This window comes from Allomuricauda ruestringensis DSM 13258, from assembly GCF_000224085.1.
Lineage (GTDB): Bacteria > Bacteroidota > Bacteroidia > Flavobacteriales > Flavobacteriaceae > Flagellimonas > Flagellimonas ruestringensis.
Map to the genome: position 1 here is coordinate 2,640,927 of NC_015945.1, position 24,239 is coordinate 2,665,165.

At 42.6% G+C, this 24,239-nt stretch carries 25 protein-coding genes; 13 read left to right on the forward strand and 12 right to left on the reverse strand.

What is annotated here, in order from left to right; genetic code table 11:
* Positions 1 to 5: 5 nt before the first annotated feature.
* Entirely contained in the window at positions 6 to 1,433 is a 1,428-nt protein-coding gene (locus MURRU_RS11820) for an amidohydrolase (RefSeq protein WP_014033701.1), read from the reverse strand.
* 101 nt (positions 1,434 to 1,534) lie between these two features.
* Between MURRU_RS11820 and MURRU_RS11825 the strand changes: the two genes are divergently transcribed.
* The 3 genes from MURRU_RS11825 to MURRU_RS11835 all read left to right on the forward strand — a co-directional run bounded on the left by MURRU_RS11825 (position 1,535) and on the right by MURRU_RS11835 (position 3,452).
* Positions 1,535 to 2,842 (forward strand): NAD(P)/FAD-dependent oxidoreductase, encoded by a 1,308-nt coding sequence (locus MURRU_RS11825; RefSeq protein WP_041801494.1) that lies wholly within the window; start codon positions 1,535 to 1,537, stop codon positions 2,840 to 2,842.
* A gap of 95 nt (positions 2,843 to 2,937) precedes the next feature.
* The gene (locus MURRU_RS11830) at positions 2,938 to 3,189 is read left to right on the forward strand and encodes a hypothetical protein (protein WP_014033703.1); all 252 of its coding nucleotides are present in this window, start codon (positions 2,938 to 2,940) and stop codon (positions 3,187 to 3,189) included.
* 41 nt (positions 3,190 to 3,230) lie between these two features.
* Positions 3,231 to 3,452 carry a hypothetical protein gene (locus MURRU_RS11835; RefSeq protein ID WP_014033704.1) on the forward strand — a complete coding sequence of 74 codons (222 nt, stop codon included), beginning with the start codon at positions 3,231 to 3,233 and terminating at the stop codon, positions 3,450 to 3,452.
* Between the two features lie 6 nt (positions 3,453 to 3,458).
* Here MURRU_RS11835 and xerD read toward each other — a convergent pair whose 3' ends face one another.
* Positions 3,459 to 4,355 carry a site-specific tyrosine recombinase XerD gene (xerD, locus tag MURRU_RS11840; RefSeq protein ID WP_041801496.1) on the reverse strand — a complete coding sequence of 299 codons (897 nt, stop codon included), beginning with the start codon at positions 4,353 to 4,355 and terminating at the stop codon, positions 3,459 to 3,461.
* 228 nt (positions 4,356 to 4,583) lie between these two features.
* Here xerD and MURRU_RS11845 point away from each other — a divergent pair, with 228 nt between their 5' ends.
* The 4 genes from MURRU_RS11845 (at position 4,584) to aroQ (ending at position 6,767) form a co-directional block, all read left to right on the forward strand.
* Complete coding sequence (locus tag MURRU_RS11845) at positions 4,584 to 5,108, forward strand: hypothetical protein (protein WP_014033706.1); 525 nt, start codon at positions 4,584 to 4,586, stop codon at positions 5,106 to 5,108.
* Between the two features lie 76 nt (positions 5,109 to 5,184).
* Positions 5,185 to 5,646, forward strand: a complete 462-nt coding sequence (locus MURRU_RS11850) for a hypothetical protein (RefSeq protein WP_014033707.1) — start codon at positions 5,185 to 5,187, stop codon at positions 5,644 to 5,646.
* A 104-nt stretch (positions 5,647 to 5,750) separates the two neighbouring features.
* The gene (locus MURRU_RS11855) at positions 5,751 to 6,263 is read left to right on the forward strand and encodes an outer membrane beta-barrel protein (protein ID WP_014033708.1); all 513 of its coding nucleotides are present in this window, start codon (positions 5,751 to 5,753) and stop codon (positions 6,261 to 6,263) included.
* 87 nt (positions 6,264 to 6,350) lie between these two features.
* Positions 6,351 to 6,767 (forward strand): type II 3-dehydroquinate dehydratase, encoded by a 417-nt coding sequence (aroQ, locus tag MURRU_RS11860; protein ID WP_041801497.1) that lies wholly within the window; start codon positions 6,351 to 6,353, stop codon positions 6,765 to 6,767.
* On the opposite strand, the gene MURRU_RS11865 is transcribed toward aroQ, so the two are convergent.
* From MURRU_RS11865 to MURRU_RS11890, 6 genes are all read right to left on the reverse strand, one after another.
* Positions 6,759 to 7,040, reverse strand: coding sequence for a DUF3817 domain-containing protein (locus MURRU_RS11865; protein ID WP_014033710.1), 282 nt, complete (start codon positions 7,038 to 7,040; stop codon positions 6,759 to 6,761). The two genes, aroQ and MURRU_RS11865, sit on opposite strands and share 9 nt — an antisense overlap.
* A 3-nt stretch (positions 7,041 to 7,043) precedes the next feature.
* Positions 7,044 to 8,435: a dihydrolipoyl dehydrogenase gene (lpdA, locus tag MURRU_RS11870; protein WP_014033711.1), complete on the reverse strand. Its 1,392-nt coding sequence runs from the start codon at positions 8,433 to 8,435 to the stop codon at positions 7,044 to 7,046.
* A gap of 119 nt (positions 8,436 to 8,554) precedes the next feature.
* Positions 8,555 to 9,091, reverse strand: coding sequence for a DUF1572 family protein (locus tag MURRU_RS11875; protein WP_014033712.1), 537 nt, complete (start codon positions 9,089 to 9,091; stop codon positions 8,555 to 8,557).
* Positions 9,092 to 9,496: a peptide-methionine (R)-S-oxide reductase MsrB gene (gene msrB / locus MURRU_RS11880; protein WP_014033713.1), complete on the reverse strand. Its 405-nt coding sequence runs from the start codon at positions 9,494 to 9,496 to the stop codon at positions 9,092 to 9,094.
* A gap of 16 nt (positions 9,497 to 9,512) precedes the next feature.
* The gene (gene msrB, locus MURRU_RS11885) at positions 9,513 to 10,004 is read right to left on the reverse strand and encodes a peptide-methionine (R)-S-oxide reductase MsrB (protein WP_014033714.1); all 492 of its coding nucleotides are present in this window, start codon (positions 10,002 to 10,004) and stop codon (positions 9,513 to 9,515) included.
* A gap of 111 nt (positions 10,005 to 10,115) precedes the next feature.
* Positions 10,116 to 10,694, reverse strand: a complete 579-nt coding sequence (locus tag MURRU_RS11890) for a collagen-like triple helix repeat-containing protein (protein ID WP_014033715.1) — start codon at positions 10,692 to 10,694, stop codon at positions 10,116 to 10,118.
* Positions 10,695 to 10,856: 162 nt separating this feature from the next.
* On the opposite strand from MURRU_RS11890, the gene glgB reads away from it, so the two are divergent.
* The 5 genes from glgB to MURRU_RS11915 all read left to right on the forward strand — a co-directional run bounded on the left by glgB (position 10,857) and on the right by MURRU_RS11915 (position 18,503).
* The gene (glgB, locus tag MURRU_RS11895) at positions 10,857 to 12,752 is read left to right on the forward strand and encodes a 1,4-alpha-glucan branching protein GlgB (protein WP_014033716.1); all 1,896 of its coding nucleotides are present in this window, start codon (positions 10,857 to 10,859) and stop codon (positions 12,750 to 12,752) included.
* 96 nt (positions 12,753 to 12,848) lie between these two features.
* A complete protein-coding gene (locus MURRU_RS11900; protein WP_014033717.1) occupies positions 12,849 to 15,248 on the forward strand; it encodes a glycoside hydrolase family 31 protein in 2,400 nt (799 codons plus the stop codon).
* Positions 15,249 to 15,286: 38 nt separating this feature from the next.
* Positions 15,287 to 16,096, forward strand: coding sequence for a M48 family metallopeptidase (locus tag MURRU_RS11905; RefSeq protein ID WP_014033718.1), 810 nt, complete (start codon positions 15,287 to 15,289; stop codon positions 16,094 to 16,096).
* Positions 16,097 to 16,255: 159 nt separating this feature from the next.
* Positions 16,256 to 17,578, forward strand: a complete 1,323-nt coding sequence (locus MURRU_RS11910; RefSeq protein ID WP_014033719.1) for an MFS transporter — start codon at positions 16,256 to 16,258, stop codon at positions 17,576 to 17,578.
* A 4-nt stretch (positions 17,579 to 17,582) separates the two neighbouring features.
* Complete coding sequence (locus MURRU_RS11915; protein ID WP_014033720.1) at positions 17,583 to 18,503, forward strand: polysaccharide deacetylase family protein; 921 nt, start codon at positions 17,583 to 17,585, stop codon at positions 18,501 to 18,503.
* Positions 18,504 to 18,576: 73 nt separating this feature from the next.
* Here the strand turns inward: MURRU_RS11915 and MURRU_RS11920 are convergent, their stop codons facing one another.
* The 4 genes from MURRU_RS11920 to MURRU_RS11935 are packed head-to-tail and all read right to left on the reverse strand — an operon-like array spanning position 18,577 to position 21,531.
* Positions 18,577 to 19,302, reverse strand: a complete 726-nt coding sequence (locus tag MURRU_RS11920) for a head GIN domain-containing protein (RefSeq protein WP_014033721.1) — start codon at positions 19,300 to 19,302, stop codon at positions 18,577 to 18,579.
* Between the two features lie 33 nt (positions 19,303 to 19,335).
* Positions 19,336 to 20,433, reverse strand: coding sequence for a DUF4097 family beta strand repeat-containing protein (locus tag MURRU_RS11925; protein WP_014033722.1), 1,098 nt, complete (start codon positions 20,431 to 20,433; stop codon positions 19,336 to 19,338).
* A complete protein-coding gene (locus MURRU_RS11930; protein ID WP_014033723.1) occupies positions 20,414 to 20,971 on the reverse strand; it encodes a hypothetical protein in 558 nt (185 codons plus the stop codon). Before MURRU_RS11930 ends, MURRU_RS11925 begins: the two co-directional genes overlap by 20 nt.
* A gap of 2 nt (positions 20,972 to 20,973) precedes the next feature.
* The gene (locus MURRU_RS11935; RefSeq protein WP_014033724.1) at positions 20,974 to 21,531 is read right to left on the reverse strand and encodes an RNA polymerase sigma factor; all 558 of its coding nucleotides are present in this window, start codon (positions 21,529 to 21,531) and stop codon (positions 20,974 to 20,976) included.
* A 218-nt stretch (positions 21,532 to 21,749) separates the two neighbouring features.
* On the opposite strand from MURRU_RS11935, the gene lon reads away from it, so the two are divergent.
* Complete coding sequence (gene lon, locus MURRU_RS11940) at positions 21,750 to 24,200, forward strand: endopeptidase La (RefSeq protein WP_041801972.1); 2,451 nt, start codon at positions 21,750 to 21,752, stop codon at positions 24,198 to 24,200.
* Positions 24,201 to 24,239: the final 39 nt, after the last annotated feature.

A 24,239-nucleotide genomic window follows, 5' to 3' on the forward strand; every position in this document is an offset into this window, starting at 1 on the left:
AAAATCTATTTACGATAGTCCAGTGCAGGAGGTCTGTTGCCCAACATGGGAATATATTTGAAGTCTTTTCCTCTTCTTTCCTCCAATTCCTTTTTGGCGGCTTCAACCGTTTTTGGATTTTCAAAAATATCCATTGCAGTAAGTGCTATGGTTTGGGCGGCTACCATCATTCCTTTGGAGCCGATACTCATACCACCGGCAGCTACGGCTTGCCAACTGTGTGCAGGTGTTCCGGGTACCCAAGTCGCCGTTCCCAAGCCAGCTGTTGGTACGGTAAAACTAACGTCTCCCACATCGGTAGAACCAAATGCATTGGCTGTTTCTTTGTAAGGTTGAATTTTTTCGGCTGAGGAAATGTCCGGCGCACCTTTGCCCAAAGTTTTGGATATTTTTTCGGCAAAGACCTTTTCCTCTTCATTGTAAGTAACCCCACCTACTTTTACCAAGTTGTCGTACATTATTTTTTGCACGGTCAGGTTGGGCAGGAGTTCGTGGGTGCCACCGATCATTTCATACTCCATGGTAGTTCCTGTTCCCATGGCAGCACCTTCTGCTGCTTTTACGATCCTATCAAAAATATCCACGACCACATCCCGGGTGTTGTGTCTTGCATAATAATAAACTTCAGCAAAGTCGGGAACAACATTTGGCGCTTTACCTCCATCGGTGATTACGTAGTGAATTCTTGCATCTTCGGGGACATGTTCGCGCATCATGTTTACCATGGCGTTCATGGCCTCTACGCCATCCAAGGCCGAACGTCCCATTTGTGGTGCGGCCGCGGCGTGCGCAGAAACCCCATGGAACCTGAATTTGGCAGATTTGTTGGCCAATGCAGCACCGGCACTGGCAGCATTTGCCGAACTTGGGTGCCAATGCAGAGCTACGTCCACATCATCAAACACGCCTTCGCGAACCATATAAACTTTACCGGAACCACCTTCTTCGGCCGGGCATCCGTAAAAGCGAATGGTTCCTTTAATATTGTTGGTATCCATCCAGTCCTTTACCGAAATGGCTGCGGCGGTGGATGCTGTTCCAAACAAGTGGTGCCCACAGGCATGTCCAGCAGCTTTACCAGCGGATTTTTTCTCTGGTACCGCCTCTTGGGATAAACCAGGTAAAGCATCGTATTCTCCCAAAATACCAATTACAGGATATCCCGATCCATATTCTGCTTTAAAGGCGGTTGGGATACCAGCAATCCCTGTTTCGATGGAAAACCCGGCATCGGAAAGGGTTTTTTGTAAAAGGGCGGAACTTTGCTCTTCCAAATATCCCATTTCAGCTAAGTTCCATATTTCATGGGCAATTTCGATGTATTTTTCAGATTTGGACTCTAAAGCCTTGATTACATCGTTTTTCTTTTTTTGGGCATGAATACCCATGGTGCACAAAAGTAGCAATGCACCTAACGGGAGAAATTTTTTCATGGGTCGAAGTTTTTTTGAGTTAGATGCTAAAGATACAAAAAAACCAACCCTGAGATGACCTGCTCAAGCAGGGAATACTTAAATTTGTCGGTATGTCGAGCATGAACATTCCTCAATCCAGCTATCCAAGAGTCGTAATTATAGGCGGCGGTTTTGGAGGCATTGCATTAGCTAAAAAATTAAGTAAAAAAGAAGCCCAAGTGGTCTTGTTGGATAAACACAATTACCACAATTTTCAACCCCTGCTGTATCAAGTATCCACGGGAGGATTGGAGCCGGATTCCATAGCATACCCCATTAGAAAAGTGTTGCAGGGCTATCCCAATTTCTTTTTTAGATTGGCACAGGTGAAGGAAGTTAAAACGGATACCAAACGAATCAAGACCAATATCGGGGAGATTTTTTATGATTATCTGGTGGTTGCTACCGGTTCGGAAACCAACTTTTTTGGCAATAAAAATATTAAGGCCAAGGGTATGGCCATGAAAACGATTCCGCAATCCTTGAATTTACGAAGCTTGATCCTGGAGAATTTTGAGCAGGCACTTTTAACGGATGATCTCCATGAGCGCGATGCATTGATGAACTTCGTTATAGTGGGCGGTGGCCCCACAGGGGTTGAACTTGCCGGTGCCTTGGCCGAGATTAAAAAAGGAATACTGCCCAAGGATTATCCCGATTTGGATACCCGTAGGGCACAAATAAACTTGGTGCAAGGCGGCGATAGGATTTTACCGGCAATGAGCGAAAAAGCATCTGAGAAAGCAGAAAAGTTTTTGGAAGAGCTTGGGGTAAATGTTTGGAAAAACATCCGTGTAACCGATTACGATGGCAAAAAGGTAACCACAAACACCAAAACAATTTTTGAGGCAGAAACCTTGGTGTGGGCTGCAGGAGTTAAAGCAGTGGGGCTAAAAGGTTTGGATGTCAGGGAACTTCTTAGCAGGGACAATCGTTTAAAGGTAAACGAGTTTCATCAAATTGTGGGACTGGAAGATGTTTTTGCCATTGGGGATGTGGCCCAAATGGTGACCGAAGAGTTCCCCCATGGACACCCTATGATGGCTCAACCTGCCATACAACAAGGGAGAAACTTAGGGGACAACTTGGTCCTGTTGATGGATGGTAAACCGATGAAACCTTTTGTTTATAAAGATAAAGGCAGCATGGCAACCGTAGGAAGGAACAAAGCAGTGGTAGATTTGCCAAAATTCAGGTTTCAAGGCGTGTTTGCTTGGTTTGTTTGGATGTTTGTGCATTTGTATTTCCTGATCGGTTTTAGAAATAGGGTAGTGGTCTTTATCAATTGGGTGTACAATTATATCCGCTTTGATCGTGAGGCACGTTTGATCATCCGACCTTTTAAAAAGCAGAATAAGGTAGAAAAGAATACCCTGATGCAGGACTGATTTAGTTTGCTGAATTTCAAATGTCAAGGTTAAAATTTAGCTAATAACCATGGTGGGTTGTTCAAGCTTTGATAAATTGTAGTAAAACACTTACCATGTACAAGCTGGCCTCTTTTCTCACGTTAACCCGTATATTGTTGTTAGGTCTGACGATTCACGCCCAAAGTAGTGCTGTTATTACCAAAACCGCGGAGTCTCCAATCTATATTGAGGGTTTTAATTATCCAAAATTTGATGAATTGTCCCATTTTGCCTGGTTCAGTATCAATTTTGAAGCTTTGGAGGGTACGAAATTCAAGTTATTGGCGAACATTATCGACGCTACCACGCTGACAGGTTCAGTGTAGGTGTACAGCTAAACCAAAGGATCGGTAAAAAACTTTACCTGTTGGGAGGATATCAAAAAGAATGGGATTTGTACAATCGTGGCAGGGGATATCCAAACCCCGACCCGCGTCAAGAAATTTTTCTCGGCATGGAACACCAAGTTCGCGAAAATATGCTTTTGGATGTACAGATGGTTCGCCCAATAGATGAATCCAATTTTTACAGCCTAGGGCTAGAGGGAGTGGGCACTCGACTTGAGATGGGAACCCGAATAAAATTTTGAGATTTTTTATCTTCTCGGGTGAAATTCCTTAAGTACTTTGGTCAAGTGGGTACGGTTCACATGCATGTACACCTCGGTAGTGGTAATGCTCTCATGCCCCAACATTTGTTGTATAGCTCTTAGGTCGGCACCATTTTCCAAAAGATGGGTAGCAAAGGAGTGTCTAAACGTGTGCGGACTTATATTTTTATCCAGCCCAATTTTTTCTGCAAGCCTTTTAACAATGGTGAAGATCATGGCCCGGGTCAATTGTTTGCCTCTACGGTTTAAAAAAACAAAATCCTCGTGTTCTTTTTTTATGGTCAAATGCACCCGAACCTCTTTCCAATAAATGTTGATGTATTTTTGGTTCACATCACTGATCGGGACAAAACGTTGTTTGTTTCCTTTCCCCGTTACTTTTATAAAGTCCTCATCAAAATACAGGTCGGATAGTTTTAGGTTGATCAGTTCCGATACCCGAAGACCACAGCCATATAAGGTTTCCAAAATTGCCCTATTGCGTTCTCCTTCAGGTTTGGATAGATCGATGGCGGCAATCAAATTGTTTATTTCCTCCTCGGAAAGGGTGTCGGGCAACTTTCTTCCAATTTTTGGGGTTTCGATAAGATCCATAGGATTATCCTCCCTGTAATCCTCAAAAACCAAATAGGTAAAAAATCCTTTTAAACCCGAAATGATCCTTGCCTGTGTTCTAGGGCTCACTATTTTGGCAATATCATAAATAAACTGTTGAACCGTTTCTCGAGGAATCACAACTGGTTTTTCATCAATTGAATTATCCTCAAGAAAATGAACGAGTTTTTGAAGGTCCATAGCATAATTTGAAATGGAATTTTGGGAAAGACCTCGCTCTATTTTCAAATAATTTTGGTAGTCTTTTAGTGCTTGCTGCCAGTTCATATCATCAAATATAGTGACATTCCATTTTCGGTATTGATTAAAAGTATGCATTGGTCAACTCAAATTGCCCTTTGGTCAATTGGGGGGATTAAAAAACCACAAGTTTCAATACTTTCCGAATAGAAATTGAATGGATAAATAATGGAAAATGCTCGTTTTGTAGGAAAATTATATCAAAAGGCACTTTTTTACCGATGAAGACGTTCTGTTGTTAATAAAATTTTAACAATGAAGAAAAAGACATTTGTAATGGTGATCATAGCTTTGGTTGCCGTAAGTTTTTCATCCATGGCACAACGAGTGGATCGGACAAATTTTAAAGCAGGAGTTCATTTAGGGATTCCATTTGGAGATATTTCTGATCTTTCAAATTTTGAACTGGGCCTGGATTTAGGATATCATTGGGGAGTTTCGGAACTCATTGATGCAGGTATCGCCACAGGATTTATGAATGCCTTTATAAACAACGATACGGCAGATTTTGGCCCTGTGGTGGTGGAGGGTAACTTTCCCAATATCCAATATGTTCCTGTAGCGGGTGCTTTTAGAATATACCCCACCTACGATTTTAAGATCGGTGCCGATGTAGGATATGCTGTTGGAATAAATGATGGTAATACAGGAGGGCTTTATGTAAGGCCCATTATTGGTGCCAATCTGAATAGCACCACCGAAATAAACATTTCTTACGTAAAAATAAGTGATGATTACGATTTCTCGATGGCGGCATTGGGAATTTTGTTTTTGTTTTAAAAAGAAAAAGTAACTGTTTTAACCCCAAATCTTGCAGTTTAAACTATGAATATTAACCACTAATTACACTTAACAAATGAAAAAATTACTTTTAGTTTTTGCATTATTTATGCTTGGTAACCTGGCCGTTAAGGCCCAAACAAATTACAGGGCTGCCTTGGGGTTGGGCATTGACCTTTATGATGAGGCTACCTTTTTTGGAGCTACCGGGAAATATTTTTTTTCCGATAATCATGTAGGCCAAGCGGATTTGGGTTTCGAGGACAATGCCACCATTGCCACCTTTCTGTATTCTTTCCACAAAGGATTTTTTAGGGCACCCGGCTTACGCTGGTATGCAGGGGTTGGACCGAGTATTATTTTTATTAAAAACTCGGACAACATTTTTGCGCTACGCCCTCATTTGGGACTCGATTTTAAGATAGATGGAGTTCCTTTTGTGCTTAATTTTGATTGGCGGCCATCGGTTGTACTCAGTAATGTAGGTGAAAATGAAGTCGCAGCTTTTGGTTTTGGGCTTCAATTTGCCATTGAATGATGATTTCTTGAAAAAACACCTAATTAAATAAACATTTTATTTTTTTAAGCTGAAAAAATGACATTGCTATATTTGTAACCTTAACTAAAATTAAACCTTTAATTATGAAAAAAGTATTTGTATTAACAGTTCTTTTTGTTGGTCTTGCTATTATGAACTCCTATGGACAGGAAGGTTTTGCAGCTAAAGCAGGATTCAATAACGTATCTATGAGTTTTGACTCAGGTGATGAGTTTTTTGGAGATGTAAGCGACAGTGAATTGGGATTTTATCTCGGAGGAGGCTATAATTTCTACCTCTCTGAAGAATTCGACATTGAACCTTCTTTGCTTTTGAGTTTTGTAAATGATTTGACATCATTATATGTTCCCGTAATGTTCAAATATAAGGTTGCCGACAAGTTTAACATTCAAGCAGGTCCGCAAATCAATTATTTGTTGGAAGACGTGCCAGACGGTGAATTTGGACTTGACGTAGCTTTTGGAGGTGGTTATCAAATCGATGACAATTGGTTTGTTGAAGCCAGATACGGCCTTCAAATAAGCAGAGGCGGTGATTTTGGGGATGTTGTAGATATCAACACCCTTACAGTCGGTGCTGGATACAGGTTCAACTAATTATCTGGATAACCAAAAATATAAAAAGCGAAAGGGATGCCCTTTCGCTTTTTTTTGTGCTTGAAAAAATACCATATTTTTACAGCTATGAAACTAATGATCATTAACGGCCCCAACCTTAATCTTTTGGGAAAGCGTGAACCCGAGGTTTATGGGAGCACCTCATTTGAAGACTACTTTGAACAACTTCAAGAAAAATTTCCACAAGTGGAATTGGAATACTATCAATCCAATATCGAAGGGGAACTGATTGGTAAAATACAGGAAGTGGGTTTTAATTATGACGGTATTATTCTAAATGCAGCTGCCTATACGCATACTTCTGTAGGCATTGGTGATGCGGTGAAAGCTGTGGAAACTCCGGTAATCGAAGTACATATCTCCAATACGCACCAGCGTGAGGAATATCGGCATGTGTCTTACATATCACCAGGAGCCAAAGGTGTTATCCTAGGATTTGGGCTCCAAAGCTATGATTTGGCCATCCAGAGTTTTCTAGGCTAAATTCTTCAAGTATTTTTTATCGGCGTAAAAGGTGCCGAAGGGCAGGAGCGATGCTACAAAAAGAATAATGAACCTTTTCAATTTCCATTTTCTTTCCCAGCAAAAAACTATGGCCACCACTACATATAGAATAAACAATATTCCATGTGCCATTCCAACAACTTGGTTTGGTTCAGGAATATCTGCCCAATGCTTTAACGGCATGGTCATTCCGAAAAGGAGTAGATAGGAAATACCTTCTAAAATAGCAGTGGCCCTAAAAATTTTAAGCATAGTTTATAGGTGGATTACTTCATCATAAGCATCGGCAACGGCTTCCATTACCGCTTCGCTCATGGTGGGATGCGGGTGTACCGCTTTAAGTACTTCGTGACCTGTGGTCTCCAATTTTCTGGCAACTACGGCCTCAGCGATCATATCGGTTACACCAACACCGATCATGTGGCAACCTAGCCACTCACCGTATTTGGCATCAAAAATAACCTTTACAAAACCATCTGGAGTGCCTGCAGCTTTTGCTTTGCCACTTGCGGAGAAAGGAAACTTGCCAATTTTAAGGTCGTATCCTTTTTCTTTGGCCTGTTTTTCCGTCATTCCAACAGAGGCTACCTCTGGGATACAGTAAGTACAGCCTGGAATGTTTCCGTAATCCAAGGCTTCTACATGCATTCCGGCCAATTTTTCTACACAAAGGATTCCTTCTGCGGAGGCAACGTGAGCCAAGGCTTGGCCTGGAGTAACATCACCAATGGCATAGTAACCCGGAATGTTGGTCTGGTAGTAATCGTTCACCAATATTTTATCTCTGTCCGTTGCAATTCCAACATCTTCCAGACCGATGTTTTCAATGTTGGTTTTGATTCCAACAGCGGAAAGAACAATATCGGCCTCGATAACTTCTTCCCCTTTTTTGGTTTTTACGGTGGCTTTTACACCATCACCAGATGTATCAACTTTGGTGACCTCGGCAGAGGTTTTGATTTTTACGCCTGATTTTTTGAAGCTACGCTCCAATTGCTTGGAAATATCTTCGTCCTCAACAGGAACAACGTTCGGCATATATTCCACAACAGTAACTTCTGTGCCCATGGAGTGATAGAAATAAGCGAACTCCATACCAATGGCACCACTGCCCACCACGATCATTTTCTTGGGTTGCTTTTTCAAGGACATAGCCTCGCGATAACCGATTACCTTTTCACCATCCTGTGGAAGACTTGGTAGCTCACGGCTACGCGCTCCTGTTGCGATTATGATATTATCGGCAGAATATTCGGTAGTTTCTCCGTTTTCGGCCTTTACTTCCACTTTTTTGCCCGGTTTTACCTTTCCAAATCCATTAATGACCTCAATCTTGTTTTTCTTCATCAAGAATTGAACTCCCTTGCTCATTCCATCGGCAACTCCACGGCTTCTTTTTACAACGGCATCAAAATCATAACTTACATTTTCAGCACTCAAACCGTAGTCTTCGGCGTGCTTTAAATATTCGAATACCTGAGCAGATTTTAGAAGGGCCTTGGTCGGGATACACCCCCAGTTAAGACATACACCTCCCAAACTTTCTTTTTCTACAATGGCTGTTTTGAAACCCAATTGTGACGCCCTGATTGCAGTAACATATCCACCAGGACCACTTCCCAAAACAATTATATCGAACTTGCTCATTAGATTTTGATTTTAGTTGTTAGATTAGAACCCTGCCTTTGATCGGCAGGTGCAAAAGTACGGAAATCCATCCCCATTTCCCAAGTTGAAAAAACGCAAATATGGGTTTGTTTGTGAAATCAAGGTTTGCCTGTCCCGAACATCTTTTTATTGAAGTCTTTGGACGCTCCTTTTGGTATGGACAACGATTTCCAATCGTGGCCTTTTATCATTTTGCCCACGAATACAATTTGACCCACATGACTTGCGTAATGTGCCAATTGCCGGTTGATGGCCTCCACAATGGAGTGTTCTTCGTTCCTGATTTTAACTTTGCTTTGGAAATTGGACGGGTTAATACTGCCCAGGGCCTCAAAAAGGCATTTCCACCCTTTTTCCCAGGCAGTTATCATTTCTGATTTTGAGGTATAGGGCTCTTCAAATTCCATGTCGCGGTTACGCCAGGATTTTTCTCCGTCTTCGGATAAAAAATTGGTCCAACGGCTCATCATGTTGCCTACAATATGTTTTACAATGATGGCAATGGAATTATCGGAATCGTTGTGTTTCCAATGAATATCGGCATCTGAAATTTGGACAAAAGTTTTGTCCCCCATGGTTTTGTACCGTTGGAACTCAAATTTTACGCTAGCTATATAATTCTCTTGGAAGTCCATCTATTCTTCAGGGTCAAAATCAATGCTCACCGAGTTGATGCAGTACCGCTGACCGGTCGTTTCTTTGGGACCATCGTTAAAAACATGTCCTAAATGACTTCCGCAATTGGCGCAGACCGTCTCGGTACGGACCATTCCATGGGAGGTGTCCCGAATGTATTCGATGGCGCCTTCAACGGCTTGGTCAAAAGAAGGCCATCCGCAACCACTTTCAAACTTGTGTTCGCTTTCAAATAATTTGGCATTGCATGCTTTGCAATGGTAGTCGCCATTTTCAAAATGAAGGTCGAACTTGCCCGTGTAGGGGCGTTCGGTCCCCTTTTGTCGTAAAACATAATATTCTTCGGGAGATAGTTGTTGTTTCCACTCCTCTTCGGTTTTGTTTAGGCCGTATTTTTTGTCCATATAGTTTTTAAAACGTTTAGTTGTTGTCAGGTATAAAATCAAGTGCAGCTCCGTTGATACAATGTCTTTTCCCTGTGGTGTTGCTTGGCCCATCATTAAAGACATGCCCTAAATGACCTCCACATACTGCACAATGTTCTTCGGTACGGGCAACGCCAATTTTATAGTCGGTATCAAAAGCTACGTTTCCTTTGATTTCCCTATCAAAACTGGGCCATCCGGTTCCGGATTTAAACTTATGTTCACTTTTGAAAAGGGGAGTTCCACAACCTGCACAAACATAGGTGCCTTTTTGCTTGTTATCCAAAAGTTCGCTGGAAAAAGCATTTTCCGTAGCAGCTTTTCGGAGCACGTAATACTCCATATCGGTAAGTTCCGCCCGCCACTCGGCATCGGTTTTGTTTACTTTGAAGTCAGTTTCCTTGGTAGTTTCTTTTTTCTCTTCCTGCGATGTTCCCTTGCATCCAAAAAATATGACTAGAGCAAGTAATAGCAATCTTTTTCCCATGATTCGTTTTTTATGTAATTGGACGGATTTGGATAGGAATCCTTTCAAAAAAATCCAATAAAAAAGTCCCATTGATTTCCAATGAGACTTAAGATACTATTTTTATGGGACTTAGTTGATGTCCAACTTTGTCACCTGTTCTTCGCCAATATTTAAGGCGGACATTACGTTTTCAATATTTGAGGTGTCCAGTTTTGAAGCTTCTGCAAACTCGCTGGGCAGGATAACGATTCTAAAGATTTGGTCATCCGTAAAATCGGTGCTTATACCTGACAGGTCGAAATTACCATCAATAAAAAGTTCCAGATCCACAAAAGTGTGGGCAAATACATATTGAATGGTACCTCCCTGCAAAAAGTAATTCTGTGGAATTTGGGTCCAAGCATCTGCGGTAGAACCATCGCTCAAGTCAATTAAACCATCATGTCGGTAGACCAATACGGCATCAGATTCAAATACTTCGAAATCGGTTACATCGGAAAATGTAATCAATGTACTAAAAAGGTTAGCCTCGCCATCGTAACCAAAATTTACGCCTTCCACTTCAACAACCTGTCCTTGGATACCGTCAAGACCATCTTGCCCATCTAAACCATCAAGACCGTCAAAACCCGGAGGACCTTGAGGACCTTCGCATGCTGCGAAAACAAAAACAATAACAACGCCTAAAATTGTACTAAATTTATTCATGATTTTGGATTTTTTGATTTGTGTTCAATTTATCTGTTGTTGCAATGAAATCAAAAAGCGTTCCATTTTTAAAAAAATGTTGTTTCTATTGTCAAACCTGTTGTCATAATCGTATTCTTGCTTAAAGATGCTTATTATTGTACAGCACTAAACCCTCTAAATATGTCCAAGGTAGTTCCTCATAGTTTTTTTACTGATTTTGATATCAACCTTTTTAAAGGAGGGAAACATTTTCGGCTTTACAATAAATTGGGGTCGCACCTTACCGAGGTCGATGGTGTAAAGGGCACTTATTTTGCTGTTTGGGCCCCTAGTGCAAAATCGGTAAGCGTTATCGGTGATTTTAATTATTGGACTGCCGGGGAACATCAATTGAATGTTCGATGGGACGGCAGCGGTATTTGGGAAGGATTTATTCCAGGAGTGGACAAGGGAAGCAAGTACAAGTACAAGATACATTCCAACAACAACGACATCTGGACCGAAAAGGCGGATCCGTTTGCGCGCTTTTGCGAGCAACCGCCGCAAACAGCGTCCTTGGTTTGGGATGATACCTACAATTGGAAGGACAAGAACTGGATGGTTGCCCGTGAAGAAAAGAACGGGTTGGACAGGCCGTATTCCGTCTACGAAGTGCATTTGGCCTCATGGAAGAAAAAAAATGGCTGGGAGTCGCTCAGCTATCTGGAGATGGCAGAAGAACTTGCCGACTATGTGGAGGAGATGGGCTTTACCCATGTGGAGCTGATGCCCGTAATGGAACACCCTTATGACCCCTCTTGGGGCTATCAAATAACCGGGTATTTTGCGCCTACTTCCCGTTTTGGCAAACCAGAGGACTTTAAGGTACTGGTAGATGCTTTGCACCAACGCGGTATCGGTGTCATTTTGGATTGGGTGCCGTCGCACTTTCCAGAAGATGCCCATGGACTCGGTTATTTTGATGGGTCACATCTATATGAACACCCGGATAGAAGAAGAGGGTATCACCCCGATTGGAAAAGCCTCATTTTTAATTACGGAAGAAACGAAGTACGGGCCTTTTTGATAAGCAATGCCATTTTTTGGCTCGATCAATACCACGTGGATGGATTACGGGTCGATGCCGTGGCATCTATGCTTTATTTGGACTATTCTCGCGAAGATGGTGAATGGGAGCCCAACATGTATGGCAATAACGAGAATTTGGAAGCTATGTCCTTTTTGCGGGAGATGAACCAAGAAGTTTATGCCAGTTTTAAAGGGGTGCAGACCATTGCAGAGGAATCCACAGCCTTTACAGGTGTTACAAAACCAGTGCATTATGGCGGATTGGGCTTTGGTATGAAATGGATGATGGGCTGGATGCATGATACCTTGGAGTTTTTTAAAAAAGACCCCATTCACCGATCGTATGATTTAAATGCCATTAGCTTTAGCCTTACCTATGCCTTTACCGAGAACTTTATGTTGCCTTTTTCGCACGACGAGGTGGTATATGGCAAACAATCCTTATTGTATCGAATGCCTGGGGACGAATGGCAACGTTTTGCCAATCTGAGATTGCTCTTCGGTTATATGTTTACCCATCCAGGAGGCAATCTTTTGTTTATGGGGGGCGAGTTTGGGCAGTCCTCTGAATGGAACTTCCAAGAGGGCTTGGAATGGCACTTGACACAATACGATTTCCATTCAGGTGTACAAGAAGTCATCAAGGATTTAAACAAAATGTACAAGGGCCAACCAGCGCTTTATGAAAAGCAGTTTAAGCCAGAGGGCTTCCAATGGATTGAGTACAATGACCAAGAAAACACGGTCATATCATACATTAGAAAAGGAGCAGACCCCAAAGATGATTTGATCATTGTTTGCAATTTTACCCCTGTGCCTCGGGAAAACTATAGGTTGGGCATTCCAAAGATTTCGACCTTAAAATTGCTCTTTAATAGCGATGATAAAAAATACTCGGGCAGCGGAATGGGCAAAAAAACAGTAAAGCCTTCCAAAACCGCATGGAATGGGTACGAGCAATCCGTTTTGATGAACCTTCCTCCCTTGGGCGTGGTCGTATATCGATAAAAAAGCAACTAAAACGTTATAGTTGATTGCTTTTCAAAACATATTTTTAATTATTCAGGCTTTTGTAGTTCTTTTGCTAGCCTCAACTGATTACAGATGATAACCAATACAGAAGTTGCAAAAAGAGGGAATCAACACCCCGATCACATAGTCGATTTTAGACAAGAAAACGACAAAATGTATTTTACCACCCAAAACGGTGTTATTCTACAAGTTACCATTCTAAGGGATAGTGTGGTCCGCTTCAGGTATGCCACGGAATATGTTTTTGAACCAGACTTCTCCTATGCCATAAGTGAAGATGTCAACCTTGGGTACAATGAACTTACCGTAGAAGAGGAAATACCGGAATATGTGATAATCACGTCCAAAATCAAAATATATATCAACAAGGCCAATCTTAAGGTTCAGATTGTTGATATGGATGATGTGATCCTTACCGAGGACGAACTCGGTTTCCATTGGGAAGAGAACTTTGACTTTGGCGGGAACGTGGTAAAAATGAGCAAGGTGTGCCATTCCGGCGAAAGCTATTATGGAATGGGGGATAAGGCATCGCACACCAACCTAAAAGGGAAAAGGGTGAACAATTGGGTAACGGATTCCTACGCCTATGGCAAGGATCAGGAACCATTGTACAAGTCCATTCCTTTCTATATTGGGCTAAAAGAAAACATAGCTTACGGTATATTTTTCGACAATTCGTTCAGTACGTATTTTGATTTTGCTGCCGAAAAACGAAATGTCACCAGTTTTTGGGCCGATGGGGGCGAAATGAACTATTACTTTTTCTACGGCCCCAGAATGCAGGAGGTCGTGGAATCTTATACCGATTTGACCGGTGTTCCAGAACTTCCGCCACTTTGGGCCTTGGGTTTCCACCAATCCAAATGGAGTTATTACCCGGAGCAAAAGGTAAAAGATATAGCCTCGAAATTTAGGAAATTGAACATACCCTGCGATGCCATCTATCTGGATATTGATTATATGGATGGGTTCCGGTGCTTTACCTGGAACAAGCAATATTTCCCCAATCCCAAAAAAATGATCGAGGAAATGGAGGATGATGGCTTTAAGGTCATCACCATGATAGATCCCGGAATCAAGATAGATCGCGATTATTGGGTATATCAACAGGCCATGGACAATGGATTCTTTTGTAGAAGGGCGGATGGCCCCCATTTTAAAGGCAAAGTATGGCCAGGTGAATGTAAATTTCCGGATTTTACCAATCCCCGAGTTCGAGAGTGGTGGGCGGACCTGTATAAAGAAATGATTGCGGACCTGGGCGCGAGCGGGGTTTGGAACGACATGAACGAACCCGCTGTAATGGAAGTTCCCTCAAAAACCGCCAATTTGGATGTGAGGCACGATTATGATGGTCACCCTTGTAGCCATAGAAAAGCACATAATGTATATGGAATGCAAATGGTACGTGCCACCTATGAAGGTGTCAAAAAATTTATGTTCCCCCGCAGGCCTTTTGTGCTTACCAGGGCAGCGTATGCCGGTACACAGCGCTATTGTGCCACTTGGACAGGCGATAATGTAGCCACATGGGAACACCTATGGATTGCCAATGTACAGATGCAACGTTTGTGCATGAGCGGATATTCCTTTGCAGGTTCCGATATTGGTGGATTTGCCGAACAGCCCAATGGCGAATTGTTTGCACGTTGGATGCAGCTGGCCGTTTTTCATCCATTTTGTAGGGTGCACTCAAGTGGTGACCACGGAGATCAAGAACCTTGGTCGTTCGGTGATGAAATCACGAACATAGTTAGAGAGTTTATCGAGCTGAGGTACCAACTAATGCCTTACCTCTACACCATGTTCTATAATTACATCAAAGAAGGTTTTCCGATGCTTCAATCCTTGGTTTTTTATGATCAAGAAGATTATCAGACCCATTTCCGTACCGATGAGTTTATATTTGGAAAACAAATGTTGGTATGTCCCGTGCAAGAGCCCAATGCACAGGGTAGGAGAATGTATTTCCCTAAAGGAAAGTGGTACAATTACTGGACCGATGAATTAGTAGAGGGAGGTGTTGAACGTTGGGTGTCTGCAGAAATCCACCGCATTCCATTGTTCGTTAAAGAAGGCGGCATGATCCCCAAATACCCGGTACAGCAATATGTAGGGGAAAAGGAAATTGAAAAGCTGGCCATTGATGTCTATTTCAAGGAAGGAACCGAAAGATCAGAGGTATACGAAGACCAACAAGAAGGTTACGATTACAAAAAAGGAAGGTATAGCTTAAGGCGGTTTAAATTGACGGGCAAGGAAAACGAATTGATCATTCAGCAGTTCAAGGATGGCAATTTCATTACACCGTACAACAAATTTAAAATGACCTTCCATGGACTTCCCTTTACCATTGAAACTGTGGAGCTGGACAATGAAGAAGTCGATTTAAACGATATTAAGTTGAATGGCAATAACTCGATAGAAGTTGGCAAGGATTTCACGGAGCTTCACATCTTCGGAAAATAAAATTTTGTAATTTTCATAATACAAAAACGATTTTACCTATGAAAAAGCTTAGTCTTACTTTTTTGGTGTTTCTGGCAGTGGTAGGATGCAAGACCAATCCATTTACAGGAAAGAGCACACTTAATTTTTATGACAACAGTCAAATGTTTCCCATGGCTTTCTCCCAATACGATCAGTTTTTGGAAGAAAACAAAGTGGTCAAAGGAACATCGGATGCCCAAATGATTACAAGGGTAGGGCAGCGAATTGCTTCAGCTGCGGAACGTTGGTTGGACGCTAACGGATATCCAGGTTACCTAAAGGACTATCAATGGGAATATAACTTAGTTGAGGACGAAACGGTAAATGCGTGGTGTATGCCGGGGGGCAAGATTGTGTTTTATACCGGAATTTTGCCCATAGCCCAGAACGAAACAGGTGTTGCAGTGGTCATGGGGCATGAGGTGGCACATGCATTGGCCGATCATGGTGCCCAGCGCATGAGTGCAGGTACACTCCAGCAAATTGGTGCTGTAGCTGGTAATGTGGCGATTAAGGACGATGAGACCAGAGGGCTGTTCAATCAAGCCTATGGTGTAGGCTCCCAGATTGGGGTAATGCTTCCCTTTAGTCGAAACCACGAAACCGAGGCAGATAGAATCGGTTTGCAAATTATGGCAATTGCCGGATACAATCCGGATGAGGCCGCTAAACTCTGGCAACGTATGAAAGCGGAATCGGGCGGACAGGCACCCCCGGAGTTTTTGAGCACACACCCGTCCAACGATACCAGAATCAACAATTTGACCCAATGGGCCCCTGCTGCAAAGCAAGAAGCACGTAAATTTGGGGTAACATCGTTCAAATAGATGTAAAGAATAATTAGTGAATGTCACTTCGAGCCAAACGGAAAATCCAGCAATACCAAAAAGGGTTTTTCAAAAAGATTCGAAGTGACATTTTTATGTAAACTACCTCGGGGCAAGCCTCGGAGCATTCAAATCTCGATTATCGAGTAAATAAAAATTATGGCACAGACACTGGCACTCAAAGGAAGCAAAAAACTGTTGAATGCTTGGGCATTTTACGATTGGGCCAATTCGGTGTACAGTTTGGTGATCTCCTCGGCCATTTTCCCGCTTTTTTATGGCCTATTGTTTAGGACCGCAGGCATAGAGCAGGTCACTATTTTTGGTGGTGAAATTGCTAGGGCGCCATTGATCAGTTATGTAACCTCTCTAGCCTTTGTTTTTATAGCCATTGTAACCCCTCTCGTCTCGGGCGTGGCGGATTATTTGGGCAACAAAAAAGTATTCCTCAAGTTCTTCTGCTATTTGGGAGCGACCTCGTGCATTGGATTATATTGGTTCTCTTTGGAGTACATTTATTTTGGCCTCGCCTGTTATTTCTTTGGGCTTGTCGGGTTTTGGGTGAGTTTTGCCATCAATAATTCCTATTTGCCCGATATCGCCTATCCGGAACAGCAGGATGGAATCAGTGCCAAAGGATTTTCTTTGGGATATATTGGCAGTGTTATATTATTGATATTTAATTTGGCTATGGTGATGGAACCCGATTTTTTCGGCATCACGGATAGTGGTGGTGAGGTTGCAGAAATCAAGGCCATGAAATATTCCTTTATCTCCGTCGGAATTTGGTGGATACTCTTTAGCCAATACACTTTTGCACATCTACCCAAAGGGTACAAACGTGAAGGAGAACGCCATCACATCATCCTGAATGGTTTTAAGGAATTAAAGCAGGTCTGGCACCAACTCGGTGAAAATAGAAAGTTAAAACGTTACCTAGGTGCATTTTTCACCTATAGTATGGCGGTACAGACCATTATGTTGATCGCCACATATTTTGGGGAAGAGGAAATTGTATGGGGCTCCGATAGTGAGCGTACTACAGGATTGATCGTAAGTATTCTTTTGATTCAGATTGTGGCCATTTTAGGGGCAACGGTTACGGCAAGGGCCTCCAAGGTTTTTGGAAATATCCGAACGCTTATCGTCATTAACGTAATTTGGACATTGCTTTGTGTGTATGCCTATTTCCTACAAACCCCCATGGACTTTTACATTGCCGCTGGATTGGTCGGAATAGTCATGGGAGGGATTCAAGCCCTGTCCCGTTCCACGTATTCCAAGTTTTTGCCCGAGACTACCGATACCACATCGTTTTTCAGTTTTTATGATGTTGCGGAAAAAATAGGCATCATCATCGGAACACTTATGTACGGAATGGTGGCACAACTTACGGGAAGTATGCGTAACAGCACTATATTCTTGGCCATATTCTTTTTAATCGGTATCTTTTTGCTGACTCGCGTCAATAAAAAGGACTAGACACATGAAAAACTTCTTATTAATTGCCCTCTCAATTTTGTTGACAGGAATGGGGCTCCATGCCCAAAAAAGTCTCCAGGAACGACTTGGATTCTCTGCGGAGACCAAACTTTTGATCATTCATGCGGATGATCTTGGAGTGGTCCATAGCGTGAACAAAGCTACATTCAATGCCCTGGAAGAAGGCTCCGTGAACAGCGCCAGTATTATGGTGCCCACACCATGGTTCCCCGAAGTAGCCCAATATGCAAAAGCAAACCCTGACCATGATCTGGGCATACACTTGACCTTGACCAGCGAATGGAAACTGTTACGATGGGGACCTGTGGCATCCCGCTCCGAAGTAGCAAGCCTAGTGGACACCAATGGATATTTTTATAGCGATTGTAACAAACTTTGGGAAAATGCCAAGATAGAGGAGGTCGAAATTGAACTACGTGCACAGATTGATAAGGCGATTGCTATGGGAATCAATCCAACTCATTTGGATAGTCACATGGGGTGTTTGTTCGCAACAGATCCCCGCTACTATAAATTGTACACAAAATTGGGGAGGGAATATGGTATTCCGACCATGGTCAACCATCAAATAAAACAATTGGGAGGAGAAGGTGCTCCCGAACCCATGGAGGTGATCAATCAAATTTTTGGGGCTGCTACCCAAGACTATGATAAGGATGCCATGTCAAAATATTATGCCGATACGCTTAAGGCCTTGGAGCCTGGAGTTCATGTAATGATCATACATTGCGCTTATTATAATCTGGAGAGTCAAGGTATGTCTTTTGAACATCCATACTGGGGAGCCAAATGGCGCCAAAACGATTACGATTTTTTTACCAGTGAGGAATGCGCCAAGATTTTGGAGGAAGAAAACATAAAGTTGGTCACTTGGAAAGAAATAGGTGAATCAATGCAAGAATAGATGCAAGACAAGTTGCATAAAAAAGCCCTGAATTCAGGGCTTTTTCATTTTTTGATTGATGATAAACTCGGTCTTATCCTTTGGATATATCTCCCGAACCGGAAGCTTTTGATTTTATTTTTTTTGGATTTCCCCGGTAATGGATGTCACCCGAACCGGACACTCTGGCATCAATGGATTGGTGGGCGGTAACTTTAATGTCAGCAGAACCGGAAACCGTTGCTTTCACAAAATCGGCCTCTAGGTCGTAGGCTTTAATATCTCCTGAGCCCGAAACCGACACGGTAAAGTTTGTTGCCCTACCGGACAAGTTTATATCTCCCGAGCCTGAAAGTGCAGCTTCTACTTCTTCTGCTTCCACCATAAGACTAACATCGCCCGAGCCCGACATGCTTGCATTAAAACGGTTGGACTTGATCATGGTTTTGCCCACAACGTCGCCAGAGCCTGATAGACTCACAAATTCAATGGACTCCACCGGTACGGTAATATGAATGCCCTTGTTCCAACTGGATGGCTTGAGATTCATGCCCTTTTCCGCTTTAATGACCAATTTTCCATCTTTAACCTCTGTTTTAATGTGCTCCAATAGGTTGGATTCTCCTTCGAGGATAATTTCTCCCTCATTCCCCGATACCAGGTCTACATCAAACCAACCTGCAAGGGCGACACCGTCATAGTTGCCGACGGAGCGTTCAATGGTAACATAATTGCCATTTCCTTTAACTCGTTTTCCCCATTGGGCACTGGTACAGGCCATCATTCCCAATGCAAGCGTAAGTGTGATAAGTTTTCTCATGATTTTGTGTTTAAAATTGTTTTTGATTTGATGTTAATTTTGATAAAATGAGATTCCACCGTAGTCACTGGTAATACTTACCCTGTTTCCGGAATTTGCTTTTCCGTAGTAACCACTATAATATTTCTCGGTAGATTTTTCTTTACTGATGTTGATTTCAAAATCCTCCTTACCACTTACACCGGCATATTCGGTAGAAATCTCAAAATCGAAATGGTATCCTGGGTCATACCCTATTTTAATGCCTGTGTAATCGGTCCGTATTTCCACGTTTCCGGCATCTGGGGCCAAACGCTCTATTTTTAACGACCCATAATCACCGTTTATGGAAACATTGCCGTGCACATTGCCCAGTTTTACACCAATATAGTCTCCGCTGCCAGTTACATTTTCTACGTTGTTCACTTCAATGGAGCCATAATCGCTGGTGTATTCCAGATTTTTCATATCTTCAACAACAGCATTGGTATAATCGGCTCTTATGTTTAGGTTACCAGCTTTTTTGATGGTAAACCCGGAATAGTCCGCTACGATTTCGGCACTGTTCACATAATCAAAAGTAGATCGAGAGGTGTAGTCGAACTTAAGCTCGTTGTTACGGCCACGAAGCTCCCCAATTTCCAACTTTCCGTAGTCACAACTTATTTTGGCATGCCCGTCAATACGGTCCAAAATAATGCTACCGTAGTCGTTGCTCAGGTTAACACTGTTTTTTACGGGCAGTTTAATGGTGTAATTTACCTGTACGCTCACTTTTTTGCGTTTTCCCCAGCTCCACCCCCAGCTATTGCTACGGTCTCCAAATTGTGTTCTGGCAGAAACCATGCTAGAGCTGTTTTCAAAATCCACATCAATTTCGTTTAACCGTTCTTGCACGCGCTCCTCGTCATTGCCATTGGTTTTAATGTGGACTTCTATCACAATACGGTTTTCGTTCCAAGAAGTTATGTTGAGGTTCCCGTAACTATTGTTGACCTTCAAGAGGGCATCGGAATTAACGTTGTACTCTCTTTTTATGGTTTTCTCCTTGGTGTACCTACCGTTCAACTTTTCATTGTCCACATGAGCAATTGCAACAAGTGGAATCAAAGCCAAGGCGAAAAAAATGTATTTAAATGGTAAAGCTTTCATCATTTTGTGATTTTAAGTTCTTAATATTTTCTATTTGGCTCAAAACTTCTTTTAAAAGGTTAATTCGCGTTTGGAAATTGGTGATCATGGCGCTCAAGATAATTTTACTGTCACCACCGTTTACCAAATCCTGCTCAAGGGTTTCATAGTCTTTGTCCAGTTTTTCCAGTTGTGCCAAGGTGTCGTCCACCAATTGCGCGGTCTCCGGCGTTTTTACTTCTTTGAGTTCCTCTACTTGCTCTTCAATGAGGTTGGCAAAGTAGAATTCGGTTTGGGAAACTTCGGGAGCAATTTTTGTCACCTGTTGCTTAATGCTAGGTTGTGGGCCAAAGGCTTGGTAGCCCAAGAGTGCCACTAGGGCAATGGATGCAGCTATGGACAAAGGTTTCCACCAAGATGTTTTCTCGTTTAGGGCAATAGTGCCCTGATCTTTGTTCAGTTTTTCCAAAAACCTTTCTTGGTGCCCGCTTTGCGGCTCCGCTACATCAAACTCCCCGTGGAGTTTCTCAAACAACCTATCTAAATTATCTTTGTTCATAACTACACATTTACGGTCAACTTTTTTCTCAGGCTTTGTTTGGCCCTCGAAATCGTGGTTCTACAATTAGCATAGCTAATGTTCATTATTTCACTTATTTCTTCGTAATCATACCCTTCAATTAAATGTAAGGTCAAAGAAACTCTGTAATTGTCTTTCAAACTTTTCATGGTTTCCATCACTTTTTGAGCCTTCAGTTCTGTGTAACCATTCTGATCCGAAGCAACTCCATCATTATCTTCGACCTTGTACATTACATCATCCAAGTCTGCAGCGCGTTTTTTCTGCTGCTTTTTGTAATGATAAATACTGTTATTGATCACAATCCGCTTTAACCATGCCCCGAAGGTGACGTCCCCCTTAAAGGTGTGCAGTTTGGTAAATGCGCTCAGGAACGATTCCTGCATCACATCCTCAGCCTCAGCCGTGTGTTTTACAATCCTAAAAGCGGTGTTGTACATTGCTTTGTAATAGCGGTTGTAAACCTCTAGCTGTGCACTTTGCTTCCCCTGCATGCACAATTCGAGCAGTGTGTCAATATGTTCATTTTGTTGGCTCAAAAAATGATTGGTTTGTCTTATAGATTACCCAATTTACCATTTGTTACACTTTTTTCTTAAAATTTGATTTTTAATGGCACAAGAATTGCCAATTAATGGGTGATAATAAGCTTGTGAGTCGCTATAAACACTGATTTTGAGTGATTTGTACAAGTTTTAATGTTGAATAAAAATGTTGGTTGTTTGTTTGTTATGACAAAATGACCGAAAAAGATGATATGGGAGAGATGAAAATTACCAATTTTGACAATATAGATCTGCAAGGGTTGGACGAAGATGCGGAATTGATACCGTTGTTGACCCCTGAGGATGAAGAACAGATGAACAGGGAGAGCTTGCCGGAAACCTTACCGGTACTTCCCCTTCGAAACACGGTGCTGTTTCCAGGTGTCGTGATTCCGATCACTGCGGGCAGGGACAAATCCATCAATTTGATTAAGGATGCCAACAATGGATCCAAAACCATTGGTGTGGTATCCCAGAAAGACGAGAGTGTCGAAAACCCCGGTCTCGAAGACATCAACACGGTCGGGACCGTTGCCCGTATCTTGAGGGTACTTCAAATGCCGGATGGAAACACTACCGTGATTATTCAAGGGAAAAAAAGATTCAAGATAGATGCCGTACTTACCGAAAAGCCCTATTTGACGGCCAAGGTGAGCGAGGCCGCGGAGGTGCGTCCCGATGAAAAAGGAAGTGAATTTGAAGCGATTATCGATTCCATCAAGGAATTGGCCTTCAAAATCATCAAGGACAACCCAAATATTCCCAGCGAAGCCACTTTTGCCATCAAGAACATTCAAAGCAATTCGTTCCTGATCAATTTTGTGTCTTCCAACCTGAATCTGGGCGTAAAAGAAAAACAGCAACTTTTGGAAATTGCCAACCTTCAGGAAAGGGCGTTGGCTACCTTGAAGTATATGAACATGGAGCTTCAAAAGCTGGAATTGCGCAACGACATCCAAAGCAAGGTCCGTAGCGATATGGACCAACAGCAACGCGAATACTTCCTTCACCAACAAATGAAGACCATCCAAGAGGAACTAGGTGGACTATCCTATGAGGAAGAGGTGGATGAAATGAGCGAAAATGCCAAAAAGAAGAAGTGGGGCAAAAAAGTGAAGGAGCATTTTGAGAAAGAACTCTCCAAACTGCAACGTATGAACCCACAAGTGGCCGAGTACTCCATCCAACGCAATTATTTGGACCTGCTGCTGGACTTGCCGTGGAACGAATATTCCAAGGATAAATTCGATCTAAAGCGTGCCCAAAAGATTTTGGACAGAGATCACTACGGCTTGGAAGATGTAAAACGCCGAATTATTGAATACTTGGCAGTCTTGAAACTGCGAAACGATATGAAATCGCCAATTCTTTGTTTGTACGGACCTCCCGGAGTGGGTAAAACATCGTTAGGAAAATCCGTAGCAGAGGCATTGGGCAGGGAATATGTACGTATGTCCTTGGGCGGACTGCGAGATGAAGCCGAAATTCGAGGACACCGAAAAACCTACATTGGTGCCATGCCAGGTCGTATTATTCAAAGTTTGAAGAAAGCTGGAACTTCCAACCCCGTGTTTATTTTGGACGAAATCGATAAACTGGCAAGCAGTCACCAAGGGGACCCGTCTTCAGCGATGTTGGAGGTATTGGACCCTGAACAGAATAGCGAGTTCCACGATAATTTCCTGGAAATGGGGTACGATTTGTCCAAAGTAATGTTTATTGCCACGGCGAACAACCTGTCCACCATACAGCCTGCCTTGCGCGACCGAATGGAAATTATCAACGTAACGGGCTATACTATCGAGGAAAAGGTGGAGATTGCAAAGCGACATTTGTTGCCCAAGCAGCTGAAAGAGCATGGACTTACCAAAAAGGATGTAAAAATCGGTAAGCGTCAATTGGAGAAGATTGTGGAAGGCTACACCCGTGAATCCGGAGTGCGTAGTTTGGAAAAACAGATAGCCAAAGTGGTACGTTATGCTGCAAAATCCATTGCTATGGAGGAGGCGTACAATGTTACCTTGACCAACGAAAATATTGAGGAAATCCTCGGCCCGGCCCGTTTGGAACGCGACAAGTACGAAAACAATGATGTGGCCGGGGTGGTCACAGGCTTGGCGTGGACCAGTGTAGGTGGCGATATTCTGTTTATCGAATCCATTCTTTCCAAAGGAAAGGGTGCCATGAACATTACCGGTAACCTCGGTAAGGTGATGAAGGAGTCCGCCACCATTGCCATGGAATACATAAAATCCAACGCAGAAACCTATGGGGTCGACCCAGAGGTGTTCGATAAATACAATGTGCACATTCACGTGCCCGAAGGTGCCACGCCAAAAGACGGCCCTAGTGCGGGTATCACTATGCTGACCTCGCTGGTATCCCTCTTTACACAGCGTAAGGTGAAGAAGAGCTTGGCAATGACGGGCGAGATTACGCTCAGGGGCAAGGTTTTGCCCGTGGGAGGGATCAAAGAAAAGATTTTGGCCGCTAAAAGGGCGCGCATTAAGGAAATCATTCTGTGTACGGATAACAAAAAAGATATTGAGGAAATCAAGGACGAATACCTGAAAGGGCTTACGTTCCATTATGTAACGGACATGAGCGAGGTTATCGACATTGCGATTACCAAGCAAAAGGTTAAGAATGCAAAAAAACTCTAGTCTCAACTACATTTGATATATTCCAACTTCAAAGGCCCA